This window comes from Bacteroidota bacterium, from assembly GCA_039714315.1.
Lineage (GTDB): Bacteria > Bacteroidota > Bacteroidia > Flavobacteriales > JADGDT01 > JADGDT01.
In genome coordinates, this window is record JBDLJM010000021.1 from 18,357 (window position 1) to 31,087 (window position 12,731).

Annotated in this window: 12 protein-coding genes; 9 read left to right on the forward strand and 3 right to left on the reverse strand. The window is 36.2% G+C overall.

Annotated elements, in window-relative coordinates; all coding sequences use genetic code 11:
- The first annotated feature begins 88 nt into the window (after positions 1–88).
- The 3 genes from ABFR62_04020 to ABFR62_04030 all read left to right on the forward strand — a co-directional run bounded on the left by ABFR62_04020 (position 89) and on the right by ABFR62_04030 (position 4,104).
- On the forward strand, positions 89–1,057 hold the full coding sequence (locus ABFR62_04020; GenBank protein ID MEN8137578.1) for a M23 family metallopeptidase: 969 nt from the start codon (positions 89–91) through the stop codon (positions 1,055–1,057).
- Between the two features lie 202 nt (positions 1,058–1,259).
- Complete coding sequence (locus tag ABFR62_04025) at positions 1,260–1,589, forward strand: MerR family transcriptional regulator (GenBank protein MEN8137579.1); 330 nt, start codon at positions 1,260–1,262, stop codon at positions 1,587–1,589.
- 250 nt (positions 1,590–1,839) lie between these two features.
- Positions 1,840–4,104, forward strand: a complete 2,265-nt coding sequence (locus ABFR62_04030) for an aconitate hydratase (GenBank protein MEN8137580.1) — start codon at positions 1,840–1,842, stop codon at positions 4,102–4,104.
- 179 nt (positions 4,105–4,283) lie between these two features.
- On the opposite strand, the gene ABFR62_04035 is transcribed toward ABFR62_04030, so the two are convergent.
- Positions 4,284–5,093 carry a ferredoxin--NADP reductase gene (locus ABFR62_04035; protein ID MEN8137581.1) on the reverse strand — a complete coding sequence of 270 codons (810 nt, stop codon included), beginning with the start codon at positions 5,091–5,093 and terminating at the stop codon, positions 4,284–4,286.
- Between the two features lie 5 nt (positions 5,094–5,098).
- The gene (locus ABFR62_04040; protein ID MEN8137582.1) at positions 5,099–6,076 is read right to left on the reverse strand and encodes a dihydroorotate dehydrogenase-like protein; all 978 of its coding nucleotides are present in this window, start codon (positions 6,074–6,076) and stop codon (positions 5,099–5,101) included.
- A gap of 99 nt (positions 6,077–6,175) precedes the next feature.
- Here ABFR62_04040 and ABFR62_04045 point away from each other — a divergent pair, with 99 nt between their 5' ends.
- The 6 genes from ABFR62_04045 to ABFR62_04070 all read left to right on the forward strand — a co-directional run bounded on the left by ABFR62_04045 (position 6,176) and on the right by ABFR62_04070 (position 12,087).
- Complete coding sequence (locus ABFR62_04045; GenBank protein ID MEN8137583.1) at positions 6,176–7,456, forward strand: DUF2851 family protein; 1,281 nt, start codon at positions 6,176–6,178, stop codon at positions 7,454–7,456.
- A 57-nt stretch (positions 7,457–7,513) separates the two neighbouring features.
- On the forward strand, positions 7,514–7,747 hold the full coding sequence (locus tag ABFR62_04050; GenBank protein MEN8137584.1) for a PspC domain-containing protein: 234 nt from the start codon (positions 7,514–7,516) through the stop codon (positions 7,745–7,747).
- 54 nt (positions 7,748–7,801) lie between these two features.
- On the forward strand, positions 7,802–8,770 hold the full coding sequence (locus tag ABFR62_04055) for an NAD-binding protein (GenBank protein ID MEN8137585.1): 969 nt from the start codon (positions 7,802–7,804) through the stop codon (positions 8,768–8,770).
- Positions 8,771–8,802: 32 nt separating this feature from the next.
- Positions 8,803–9,702 carry an SDR family oxidoreductase gene (locus ABFR62_04060; GenBank protein ID MEN8137586.1) on the forward strand — a complete coding sequence of 300 codons (900 nt, stop codon included), beginning with the start codon at positions 8,803–8,805 and terminating at the stop codon, positions 9,700–9,702.
- A gap of 88 nt (positions 9,703–9,790) precedes the next feature.
- Positions 9,791–10,399: a gluconate 2-dehydrogenase subunit 3 family protein gene (locus ABFR62_04065; protein MEN8137587.1), complete on the forward strand. Its 609-nt coding sequence runs from the start codon at positions 9,791–9,793 to the stop codon at positions 10,397–10,399.
- Between the two features lie 5 nt (positions 10,400–10,404).
- A complete protein-coding gene (locus ABFR62_04070; GenBank protein ID MEN8137588.1) occupies positions 10,405–12,087 on the forward strand; it encodes a GMC family oxidoreductase in 1,683 nt (560 codons plus the stop codon).
- 71 nt (positions 12,088–12,158) lie between these two features.
- Here the strand turns inward: ABFR62_04070 and ABFR62_04075 are convergent, their stop codons facing one another.
- Positions 12,159–12,488, reverse strand: coding sequence for a NifB/NifX family molybdenum-iron cluster-binding protein (locus ABFR62_04075; GenBank protein MEN8137589.1), 330 nt, complete (start codon positions 12,486–12,488; stop codon positions 12,159–12,161).
- Positions 12,489–12,731: the final 243 nt, after the last annotated feature.

Genomic DNA, 12,731 nt, shown 5'->3' on the forward strand with positions numbered 1-12,731 from the left:
AATTGCATTAAATGATTAACTTTGCCCCGTTTTTTTGCTATTTTTAATAGTGCAAACATCGTGAAAAATTAGAAAAAAACTACGACTTATGTCTAAAGTAAAATATTATTATGATCCGCATAGTCTTTCTTATCAGAAAATAAAGAAAAGTAAGTGGGATCAGGTTATAAATACGGGTGTCTTTTTATTGGCTTCTTTGCTTTTTGGTGGATTAAGTTTACTGTTTATTGGTCAGTTTATAGAGAGTCCAAACGAAAAGTATTTGAAGAGAGAACTCGATAATATGCAGCTTAATTACGATCTTTTGGGAAGGAAGATTGATCAGGCTGAGAGTGTATTGCATGGAATTCAGGAAAGGGATGATAAGTTGTATCGTGTATATTTTGAGGCTGATCCAATTCCAAAAGAACAAAGGGTTGCCGGCTTTGGAGGTATTAACAGGTACAAGAGGCTGGAAGGTTACGAGAATTCAGATTTAGTTATCGAGAGCAGTAAAAAGCTTGATATACTAAATAAACAGCTATATATTCAATCGAAATCACTTGATGAAATTGTGGATTTAGCTAAGGAAAAAGAGAAGATGTTCGTTCATATTCCTGCTATTCAACCTGTAGCTAATAAGGATTTGAACAGGATGGCTTCCGGTTATGGTTATCGTTGGCATCCAATTTTAAAGTATAGAAAATTTCATTCAGGGATGGATTTCTCTGCTAAAATTGGAACACCAATATATGCTACCGGCGATGGTGTTGTGAAAAAGGCTATAAGCGGTGGAGGTTATGGAAAATACGTTGTGATTGATCATGGATATGGTTATGAAACACTCTATGGCCATATGAATAAATATATTGTTAAGCGTAGACAAAAAGTTAAAAGGGGAGAAGTTATTGGGTATGTTGGAAATACGGGACTTTCAAGTGGTCCGCACCTTCACTATGAAGTGCACAAGAACGGTAAAAAGTTAAATCCGGTTAATTTCTATCACAATGATTTAACTCCGGAAGAATATGGTAGATTGCTTATAATGTCGCAACAGGAAAACCAGTCAATGGATTAATTTTTGGATAGATATTGGCAGTATATATGCTGAAATAATGTAAAAGTTTAAACGACAGCGTTGGTTTTGTAAAAATTAGCGCTGTTTTTTTTATATTCATGTGTGTTAATTTTATATTTTGGTCATGAATATCCTTAAATACTATTCACCGTTTGCATGAATAAGTTGATAATGGATATTTCGCAATAAATTTAAAACTTCGATGATAGTAAAATTACCAAATAGCAAATACTACACAATAGGAGAAGTAGCGCAAGCTTTTGATGTAAATACATCTCTTATCAGATACTGGGAAAGTGAGTTTTCGATATTGAACCCTAAAAAAGATAAACGCGGCAACAGGCAATTTGAGGAAAAAGACATTGAGAGTTTGAAATTAATTTATTCACTGGTAAAGGAGCAGGGATTTACTCTGGAAGGAGCAAAGGACTATCTCAAGAATAAACTTCATAAAATTGACTACAAACAGGAAGTTGTTAATAGACTGGAATCAATAAAAGAAGAGTTACTCAAAATAAAGTCCGAATTGTAACCCTGTCCGCCACACCCGGATAATCAGGTGCCGATTTACTAATTTAGATATAGTTTTTACAGCCAAATTTATATACATTTCAATATGTATGGCTTCATATTACGAATTATTCATTAATTCGTCAATGTAATTAAAATCATTTCAATATTCCATCTGTTTTATTAAATTCGCATCAATAATTACGAAAAATAGACCATATATTTTACGTTATCGACATTTTTAATACTAAACATATATAAAAAAATTAACCATGGCATTTGATATTGAAATGATAAAAAAGGTTTATTCGCAGATGACAGAAAGAGTAGATGCTGCTCGCGAAGTAACGGGTACTCCTTTAACATTAGCCGAAAAAATTCTTTACAACCACCTTTGGGACGGAAAGGCGAAACAAGCTTACAAGCGAGGTGCAGACTATGTAGATTTCGGACCGGATCGTGTAGCTATGCAGGATGCAACTGCGCAGATGGCGCTTTTACAGTTTATGCAGGCAGGAAAAGATAAAGTGGCTGTTCCTTCAACGGTTCATGCCGATCACCTTATTCAGGCAAAAGATGGGGCTAAAATAGATTTATCAACTGCCAATACAACTAATCAGGAAGTTTATGATTTTTTAGGTTCAGTTTCTAATAAGTATGGAATTGGATTCTGGAAAGCAGGTGCAGGAATTATTCATCAGGTTGTATTAGAAAATTATGCTTTTCCCGGTGGAATGATGATTGGAACTGATTCTCATACTGTAAATGCAGGTGGACTTGGTATGGTTGCAGTAGGTGTAGGCGGAGCTGATGCTGTGGATGTAATGGCCGGAATGCCTTGGGAACTTAAATTTCCAAAATTAATCGGAATCAAATTAACAGGAAAACTTAGCGGATGGGTTGCTCCTAAAGATGTTATTCTAAAAGTAGCAGGGCTACTGACTGTAAAAGGTGGTACCGGTGCTATTGTAGAGTATTTCGGAGAGGGTGCTAAATCTCTTTCTGCTACAGGTAAAGGAACTATTTGTAATATGGGGGCCGAGATAGGTGCTACTACTTCTACTTTCGGATACGACGAAAGTATGGAGCGTTACCTGAGAGCAACCGACAGAAATGATGTTGCCGATGCTGCAAACCAGGTAAAAGATTATTTGACCGGGGATATGGAGGTATACGCAAACCCTGAAAAATATTTCGATCAGGTTATAGAAATAAATCTTTCAGAATTAGAACCACACCTAAATGGACCTTTTACTCCGGATAGAGCTACTCCGGTTTCTGAAATGAAAGTTGAAGCTGAGAAAAACGGTTGGCCTTTAGATGTTGAGTGGGGCTTGATAGGATCTTGTACAAACTCATCTTACGAAGATTTATCGCGTGCAGCTTCTATAGCTAACCAGGCTATTGAAAAAGGATTGAAAATTAAGGCCGATATGGGAATTAATCCGGGATCGGAACAGGTTCGTTATACTGCTGATAGAGATGGTTTACTAAAGACTTTTGTTGAATCTGATGCTACAGTATTTACGAATGCTTGTGGACCTTGTATCGGACAATGGGCCCGTCCGGGAGCTGAGGAAGAAAAGAAGAATTCTATTGTTCACTCTTTCAACCGTAACTTTGCAAAACGTGCCGATGGAAACCCAAATACCTATGCATTTGTAGCTTCGCCTGAGATGGTAGCAGCTATTGCACTTTCAGGAAGATTGGACTTTAACCCGATAACTGATACATTAACAAACGATAAAGGTGAACAGGTAAAACTTGACTCACCAACAGGTTGGGAACTTCCCGAATTAGGATTTGCAGTTGAGGATAACGGATATCAGGCGCCTGCCAAAGACGGATCGGGTGTTGATGTAATTGTAAGTCCCGAATCGAAAAGACTACAGTTGCTTTCTCCTTTTGCACCATGGGATGGTAAAAACATTACAGGGGCAAAGTTGTTGATAAAAGCACTTGGGAAATGTACTACAGATCATATTTCTATGGCCGGGCCATGGTTGAAATTCAGAGGACATTTAGATAATATTTCTGATAACTGTTTGATAGGTGCAGTAAATGCATTTGGAGAGGCTACTAATAAAGTGAAAAGTCAAATTGACGGTAGCTTTGGTGCGGTACCTGCAACAGGAAGAGCATATAAAGCAGCCGGAATACCAACAGTTGTAGTTGGTGATTCAAACTACGGAGAAGGGTCTTCGAGAGAGCACGCAGCAATGGAGCCACGTCATTTAGGAGTGAGAGCAGTAATTGTGAAATCATTTGCACGTATCCACGAAACAAACCTTAAGAAACAGGGAATGCTTGGATTAACATTTGCTAATGAAGCTGATTACGATAAAATTAAGGAGGATGATACTTTCAACTTTGTAGATTTAAAAGACTTTGCACCGGGAAAACAACTTACTTTAGAAGTTGTTCATGCCGACGGGGCAAAAGATACTGTAATATTGAATCACACTTATAATGAGCAACAAATTGAGTGGTTTAAAGCAGGTTCGGCATTGAACCTGATTAAGGCTCAGAATGCTTAATTATAGTTTTTTTCTATAAAACGTCATTTCGACCGAAATGAGTGAAACCTTTAGGTTTAGCGTAGCTAAACAAATGTAGTGGAGAAATCTGTTGAATATTACTGTACACTATCAACAGATCCCTACACTTCGCTATCACTCCGGCCGAAATGGCGTTTTTTTTATTGCAGTAATATAGATTAGAACTTCTCGAAATGCAATTGACCCGGAGTTCTTTTATTATGTTCTATAAAACCAAGTTTTCCGGTTTCTTCAATCATACTATCGATCATAAATGGATTTCCACAAAGGAATATATGTGTGTTTTCGGGTTTTGGTTCAAGACCCATCTGTGAAGTTACAGTTCCATCTTTCCATATTTCTTCAATAAATCGTGTATCACCGGTCCATTCGGCAGCCTCCTTATCGGGATCAGTGATTGTTGGATAGTATTTGAAATTAGGCATCATTACATCCAGTAATTCCAATTCTGACTGGTAGCCTAAATCCCAGGAGTTTGCAGCTCCGTGGATGATCATAATCTTACCTTTGCGATGTAATGCATTAGATCGAAGCATACTCATATATGGTGCGATTCCGGTTCCAGTAGCAATTAATACAACATTTTTCTCGTCATCAACCTGATCGAGAGTAAACATTCCTGTAGCTTTTTTTCCCATCCATATTTTGTCTCCGATTTCCAGAGAAAAAATTCGCGGAGTTAAAGAACCGGAGTGAACTACCGTGATATAAAATTCAACATAATCCTGAGTTGATGAAGAGGCAATAGAATATGCTCTTTTTATCATCTTCCCCGGCTTAGTTTCTTTATATTCTTCGGTAGCCAGAGGATATCTTTTAATTTCGGGAGGTAAGCCTAAAACAACAAATTGACCTGCTTTGTATTCCGGTAAATCCCATCCTACTGGCTTGACTCTGATGATAACCATCATCGGAGAAACCTTAATTACATTCGTGATTATACTGTTCAACTCCATGTTTTCTGCCATTTTTATTATTCTATAGATCCATAATATTTCATGAACTGAATTCTTTCAAATCCTCTTTTCAATTCTTCTTTCTCATGTAGAATTCCTCTAAAATCATCCAGGCTGGAGTAATTTTTTCTGGTCATCCATGTTTCAATTTCATCTAACATTTCACCAATGTAATCTTCTCCATTAATATATAGAGCAGATACAACCTGAACCGCCTTGGCACCGGCCAGAATTTGCTTGATTACATCTACGCCTGAGTGTATTCCTGTATTTCCAATTATATCTGTTCTTACTCTTTTGCTCAGTAACAGAACCCATCTCAATGATTCTGCAAGGTCACCTTCGTTAGAGAATATATTACTGCTTTTCAGCTCCAGAGAGTCTATATCGATGTCGGGTCTGTAGTAGCGGTTGAACAATACAAATGAATCAATGTTTTTAGTCCAGCTCAATTCATTAACCAATCTGGCAAGGCCGGCAGAATAGTTACTCATTTTTAAAGAAATTGGAATTGATACTGCTTTTTTTACTTTTCTTGGAATCTCAAAATAACATTTTTCATTGTCTGCTCCCGATGCTTCAAAATCATTTGGTAACAACGAAATATTAAGCTCAATGCCATCTGCTCCGGCTTCTTCGATTTTTTTTGCATAATTGATCCAGTTACCGGCTGAGTGACAATTTATGCTTGCAAAAACCGGAATGGAAATCTCTTTTTTTGCTGATTTTATTAAGTTGAGGTACTTGTCGAAACTTTTCTCGTTTGAATATGTCCTTATATAATTAACCACATCAGGGAAATTGGTCGAGTTTTTTGATTGTTCCTGCCAGTTTTCCTGATCTATTTGTTCTTCGAAAAGAGATTTTATTACTACAGCTGATGCACCAGCATTTTCAAGCGACTTTAATCTGCTCACAGATGAAGTAAGTCCGCAACTCCCTACAATAATTGGGTTTTTTAGTTTGTGTCCTAGGTATTCTACCGATAAATCCATTGGTTTCCTGAATAAAATTTTCAATAAAAGAATCAAATTATATAAACATAAATTTAAGGTTTTTTTTCTAAATTAGATATACAAATTTACCAACTAGTTATGAACGAGGATTTTATAGTTTACGTATGGCGTTATAAATTGTTTTGCTGTTATGATTTTAAGTCTACCAATGGTAGTGATATAGAAATATTATCATACGGAGAACGTAATTTTGATTCAGGTCCTGATTTCTTTAATGCAAAGATCAGAATAGGCGATCAGCTGTGGGCTGGAAATGTGGAAATACATGTTAATTCTTCCGATTGGTACAGGCATAAACATCAGAATGATAAAGCCTATAATAATGTTATATTGCACGTTGTTTATAATCATGACAAGGAAGTAGAAGTATTAGAAAGTGTTTTGCCTGTATTGGAATTAAAAAATTATATTTCGGAGATTGTTACTGAGAATTATAAAGAATTAACAGGTCCGTCGAAGTCATTTTTGTCTTGTGCGAAAAGCTACAGCTTTACTTATGACTTTGAATATCAAAATTGGATCGAAAGCCTTTTTGTAAAAAGACTGGAGACTAAAACTGATGATGTTAGAAATCAGCTTGATATATCGGTATCTCATTGGGAGCAGGTTTTGTTTAGGAGCATTTCAAGGTCTTTTGGATTAAAACTAAACGGTGAGGCTTTTGCTAATTTTTCTTCGTCGTTTGATTTTAAATTAGTTCAAAATGTAAGTAAGAATATAAATAGCGTAGAAGCATTGTTTTTTGGTCAGGCAGGATTTTTGGACGAAGAAATAGACGGGGAGTATTTTGGGAAATTAAAAACTGAGTACTCATTTTTGAAAAGGAAATATTCGTTAAAATCAGTTAATAATTCTCAGTTTAAATTTTTCAGAACACGGCCTGCTAATTTTCCGACGATTAGAATGTCGCAATTGGCACATTTATATCAGCGTCATCCTGATCTGTTTTCTAAAATACTGGAGGTAAATAGTGTCAGGCAGATGAAAAAGATATTGAGTTCAGGTGTTTCCGATTTTTGGAAGGATCATTATACATTTAAATCCGGCAGTAAAATTTCGGAGCGAAGGTTGAGTAGTTCATTTATGGAGTTACTTATATTGAATAGTGTTATCCCGGTTAGATTTACATATTTTAGAGCCATAAATAATTCAAGAAAAATAGAGGAAAGTCTTGAATTGGCAGAATATCTTATGAAGGAAAACAATAAAATAATATCAGAATTCGAAAAATACGGATGGAGAGTCAATAATGCTAAAGAGAGTCAGGCACTGTTGGAGCTTAATAATAGTTTATGTCATAAAAATTTGTGTTTAAACTGTTTAATAGGAAAAAGAGTATTAGAAAGGAATACAGTTTAAAGTATTTATTTGATATTCAGTTGAATTTGTTAAATTGCCATATATAAATAATAATTTATGCATAGGACAATAATAGTGCCGTTAAAGAACTTTTTTGAAAAAAGAGGCTTTGATGTGAGTACGAGGTTTGGAGATAAATTTGGAATGGATCCGTCTTCTATTCGATTGTTTTTCATCTATTTGTCGTTCGTTACTTTTGGTGTAAGTACGGGCTTATATTTGATTCTGGCCTTTATGTTGCGAATAAAAGATTTAATAATAACCAAACGCACAAGCGTTTTTGATCTGTAATTTAATTTGGGTAGTTTTTTTATAAAATCCAAGATTTATCGTGCTCTCATGCTCATGGGATCCATAATTGTTATTGGAGTATTAGGTTATATGGTAATCGACGATTATTCTTTTGTCGATGCTTTATTTATGACGGTAATTACAATTTCAACTGTTGGTTTTAATATAGTGGATCCTTTAAATCCGGCAGGTAAGATATTTACAGTTTTTTTGATTTTGTCTAGTATTGGTGCCTATATGTATGCGGCTTCGATTATTACAAAATTTATAGTAGACGGACAGTTTTTAATTCAATATAAACATAATCAGGTGTATAAACGGATACAAAAATTAGATAAGCATGTAATCGTTTGCGGTTACGGAAGAAACGGTCAACAGGCTATTCAGAAATTGAGAGATTATAATGAGAGCTTTGTAATTATAGAGAAAGACAAGGAGAAAATAGAAGAAATATCGCAGGATGATTCGCTATTGTTTGTCGAAGGGGATGCTACGGAAGATAACATTCTTCAAAAAGCAGGAATTGACCAATCAACAACATTGATAACCACACTGCCAAGAGATTCTGAAAATGTTTTTGTTGTGCTTTCGGCTCGTCAAATGAGAGGCGATTTAACAATTATAAGCAGAGCTTCTGAAGAGAACTCCAGATTGAAATTGAAAATCGCAGGTGCAACGAATGTTATTATGCCAAATAAACTGGGAGGCGATCATATGGCCTCACTTGTTGTGACTCCCGACGTAGTTGAGTTTCTTGATAATATTTCATTGGAGTGGAGGAAAAATATTAATATTAAAGAAGTAAAAGTAGAGGATCTGAAAGTGTCAGGGCAGGTAACAACATTGAGGAATTTGGATTTAAGACGTCTAACCGGAGTTACCGTAATTGGTTTGAAGAATAATACCGGAGATTATGATGTGAACCCTGATGTAGACGAAGAGTTAACATCTACATCGAAGTTGATAGTTCTGGGTAAGAGTTTTCAGATTGCCAAAATGATGAAACTATATAATTTAGATTAGTTTATTCATTTATTTTAACTGGTAAGTGTAAGATGGAAAAAATATTAATTACGGGGTCAAACGGGCTTTTAGGACAGAAACTGGTATATCAGCTTTTAAAAGATAAAACGCATCATATTGTCGCAACTGCAAAAGGAGAAAACAGACTGAAACTGCAGGAAGGTTACAAATTTATTAGTTTGGATATTACTTCCCGTGAGCTGGTAGATAAAGTAATTTCTTCAGAAAAACCGGATGTGGTAATTCATACTGCAGCAATGACAAATGTTGACCAGTGTGAGAAAGAGATGGATGCTGCAGATTTGTTAAATGTTAGGTCAGTTGAGTTTATTGTTGATGCCTGTGTAAAAAATAACGCCTTTTTGGTACATCTTTCTACTGATTTTATTTTCGATGGGGCAAATGGTCCTTATAAAGAAAATGATGCTCCCAATCCATTGAGTTTTTATGGTATGACCAAGTTAAAAGCGGAGGAAGTTATAATGAATTCAAGGGTGAAAGCAGCCATCCTTAGGACTGTTCTGGTGTTTGGAATTGTTGACGATATGAGTAGGTCGAACATAGTTTTGTGGGCAAAAGAGGCTTTTGAGAAAGGAACTTCAATAAATGTTGTCGACGATCAGTTCAGGACACCTACACTGGCCGAAGATTTGGCACAGGGATGTTTGTTGGCTGCCGAAAATAAAATAAAAGGAGTTTTCAATATTTCGGGTAAAGACTTTATGAGTATTTACGAATTAGTTGAACGGGTTGGTAAGTTTTGGAATCTTGATACGTCAAATATGACAAGAGTTTCTTCCGAGACCTTAAATCAACCTGCAAAAAGACCGGCAATTACAGGATTTGAAATTACAAAGGCTATTGGTATATTGGGATATAACCCGCATTCATTCGAAGAAGGATTGGCAATAGTGAAGAAGCAGATAGAATAAAGGATAATTAGCTTTGCGGTCTTTGCGTTATTTTTTCTTTGCGACCTTTGCGTGAAATAGTAGGTAGTATTTGAAAAATTTTGGATAAATGATGCAATCTGAGCAACAAAATATAAAGACATGGCTCCAGTCTAGAAGAGAATTCATCAGGAATTTCTCTTTTTTGGCAGGAGCTTCTTATTTGCCTTGGTTTGTAAGTTCATGTTCAGGAAATTCCAATAAAACCACATTTGTTAATTTCGATACCAAACAGTATTACTTACTAAAAAAAGTTCACAATATTTTATTCCCAAAAGATCAGTTCGGACCCGGTGCCAATGATTTTAAAACAGTAGAATATCTCGATTGGGTTTTAAGTGATAAAAATCTGGATGAAAATGATAAGAATTATATTCTGAAAGGTGTAGGCTGGATCGAAGAGAGTTCCGGGGAAGAGTTTAATAAGGAGTTTGGCGATTTAAGCGATTCAGAAATAGAGGAATTAATAAGAACAGTTTCAAAGCATGGTTGGGGCGAAAGCTGGTTGTCTAGAAACCTGACCTATATTTTCGAGGCTCAGTTTTCTGATGAATTATACGGATCAAATATTGGTGGAGCGGGATGGAAGTGGCTGGAGCATTATCCCGGTTATCCGCGTCCGGTAGCTGATATGATTTACGATGAAATTTTTACTACTATATCAAATAAAACCTATTGATTAATATGTCTGAACAAAAAAAATACGACATAGTAATAGTCGGTAGTGGTGCAGGGGCAGGTCCAATTGCCTACGAGTTGAGTAGAGCAGGTAAAAAGGTTCTTGTTCTTGAAAAAGGTCCGTGGTTTAAAACTGACGATTTTTTTAAGGATGAGATAGTCAGTTCCAGAAGAAGTGTATATATCCCAAACCTTAGTGATGAACCCCAGGTAATAGAAGAATTGAACTCAGATGGTGAATGGCTAGCTAAATCGAATGCCGATACCGGCCGAGATTTCTGGAATGGTAGTGCTGTTGGCGGCTCTTCAAATTTTATGAGCGGTTATTTTCACCGTATGAAACCTGTAGATTTTAAACTGTTAAGTGAATTTGGAGGGATAGAAGGAGCAAATATTGTTGACTGGCCTGTTTCGTATGAAGACTTAGAGCCCTATTACGATAAAGTAGAGAAAATAGTTGGTGTTTCGGGTGAAGCCAGAAAGCATTCTACCATGGAGCCCCGTTCATCATTAGATTTTCCTTTTCCTCCTCTGAGCGAAAATATAGTTTCAACGCTTATTGATGAAGCCTGTAAAAAAGAAGGTTATAATGCAGTAAGAGGTGCAAGGTCGATTTTATCTCAACCTAAAGGGGAAAGAACTTCCTGTTCTTATTCGCATTACTGTGGTAGTTACGGTTGTTCTACCGGAGCAAAAAGCAGTTCACGTGTTGCATTACTCGATGTAGCTCTCGAAACAGGAAATCTTGATATTTCTGCTTTTTCGAAGGTTTTTTATCTGAAAAGTAAGGATACAAAGATAATCGAAGCCCATTATTACGATATGGATGGAAAGGTGCAAAAGGCCTATGCAGATATATTTGTTGTTGCCGGGCAGGCAATAGAGTCTGCAAGATTATTATTGATGTCGAAAAATGAAAAATTCCCGAATGGTTTAGCCAATAACAATGGTCAGCTTGGGAAGAATCTAATTTTTTCGGGTGGGGGAGTAGGAACAGGGGAACTTCATAAAAGGGATATGAGTGAAGAAGATTTCGAAAAACTTTTGCAGCCCGGTGTGTTTGTAAACAGAGCTATTCAAAATTGGTATACAATCAATGATAAGAAGTTAGGAAAGGCAAAAGGAGGTACGGTCGATTTTCTTTTTGAACATTCAAATCCAACCGGAAAGGCAATCCGACAGAAATGGAATAATGACGGGTCTCTGATTTATGGAAGTGCTTTGAAGAAAAAACTGAAATACTATTTTACTCAAATGCGAAAGTTGTCTTTTGAGGTTTTCAACGATTGGCTGCCAACCGATAATTGTTTTGTAACTCTTGATCCTGAAGTGAAAGACAAGTGGGGCGATAATGTTGCGAGAATCAGAATCTCAAATCACAAACAGGATATAAGAATAGGGGAGTTTCTGGCTGAAAAGGCCGAACGAATATTAGAAAACCTGGGAGCAAAAAACATACAATCAAATATCAGTGGAGGAGCCCCGCCAAATTTAGTGGCCGGAGGATGTCGTTTTGGAAATGATCCAAAAACATCTGTACTTGACAAAAACTGCAAAGCTCACGAAGTGGATAATTTATATGTGACCGATGCGAGTTTTATGCCTACAGGTGGAAGTGTTCCTTATACCTGGACTATATATGCCAATTCTTTTCGGGTGGCTGATGAAATTTTGAAGAGATTAAATTAGACTAAAAAGTCACGGTGCGAATACCTGTATTATCAAAGTATTCACACCGTGATTAGTCATAGACCTATATATTACTTTTCTAAAAAAGTATTTAGGATTGTCTCAATATCACTTTCCTTAGTTTTCTGATATTCTAAATTGCTTTTTTCAAGATCGCTTTTCATGTGCTTTCCAACCATTTGTACAATCATCATATCAGCGTCTGATAACAATTCCATAATGTCGCTGTGAGAGTGTTCGTGTTCTTCTTCTTCATGGTCATGGTCATGGTCATGAGTATTCTTTCTGTAATCTGCGCTTATTACTTTGTTGTTAGTAATCTCGTATACTGCAAATTCTTCACATCTTCCTGTGCGCTTTGCAATCGTTTTTCTGTCGTTTGTAGGTATTGCGATTTTCATTCTATTATTAAATTTTGTCAAAAATAAGATGTTTTTAAGCTTGAACATATGATATGTGACAGTTTATTTAGAATCTTTCTAATTAAAAGATGACATATGTTTTGGCAAATCTCACTCTCCCGACTCCCGTCTTATAACTTTTATCCACGCAGAGCGTGGCAGGCTTTTATTTTTTGTCTGAGTCACGCAGGCATTAGGCAGGTGTCTTTTATCTTTTAGCTCGCTGGCACTTCGTTTTTCAAC

Bases quoted from the DNA above. Each gene is read 5' to 3' on its own strand.
- ABFR62_04045 (MEN8137583.1), top strand. From the start codon at position 6,176: ATGAACGAGGATTTTATAGTTTACGTATGGCGTTATAAATTGTTTTGC.
- ABFR62_04070 (MEN8137588.1), top strand. From the start codon at position 10,405: ATGTCTGAACAAAAAAAATACGACATAGTAATAGTCGGTAGTGGTGCA.
- ABFR62_04060 (MEN8137586.1), top strand. From the start codon at position 8,803: ATGGAAAAAATATTAATTACGGGGTCAAACGGGCTTTTAGGACAGAAA.
- ABFR62_04040 (MEN8137582.1), bottom strand. From the start codon at position 6,076: ATGGATTTATCGGTAGAATACCTAGGACACAAACTAAAAAACCCAATT.
- ABFR62_04025 (MEN8137579.1), top strand. From the start codon at position 1,260: ATGATAGTAAAATTACCAAATAGCAAATACTACACAATAGGAGAAGTA.
- ABFR62_04050 (MEN8137584.1), top strand. From the start codon at position 7,514: ATGCATAGGACAATAATAGTGCCGTTAAAGAACTTTTTTGAAAAAAGA.
- ABFR62_04065 (MEN8137587.1), top strand. From the start codon at position 9,791: ATGATGCAATCTGAGCAACAAAATATAAAGACATGGCTCCAGTCTAGA.
- ABFR62_04020 (MEN8137578.1), top strand. From the start codon at position 89: ATGTCTAAAGTAAAATATTATTATGATCCGCATAGTCTTTCTTATCAG.
- ABFR62_04030 (MEN8137580.1), top strand. From the start codon at position 1,840: ATGGCATTTGATATTGAAATGATAAAAAAGGTTTATTCGCAGATGACA.
- ABFR62_04075 (MEN8137589.1), bottom strand. From the start codon at position 12,488: ATGAAAATCGCAATACCTACAAACGACAGAAAAACGATTGCAAAGCGC.
- ABFR62_04035 (MEN8137581.1), bottom strand. From the start codon at position 5,093: ATGGCAGAAAACATGGAGTTGAACAGTATAATCACGAATGTAATTAAG.
- ABFR62_04055 (MEN8137585.1), top strand. From the start codon at position 7,802: ATGGGATCCATAATTGTTATTGGAGTATTAGGTTATATGGTAATCGAC.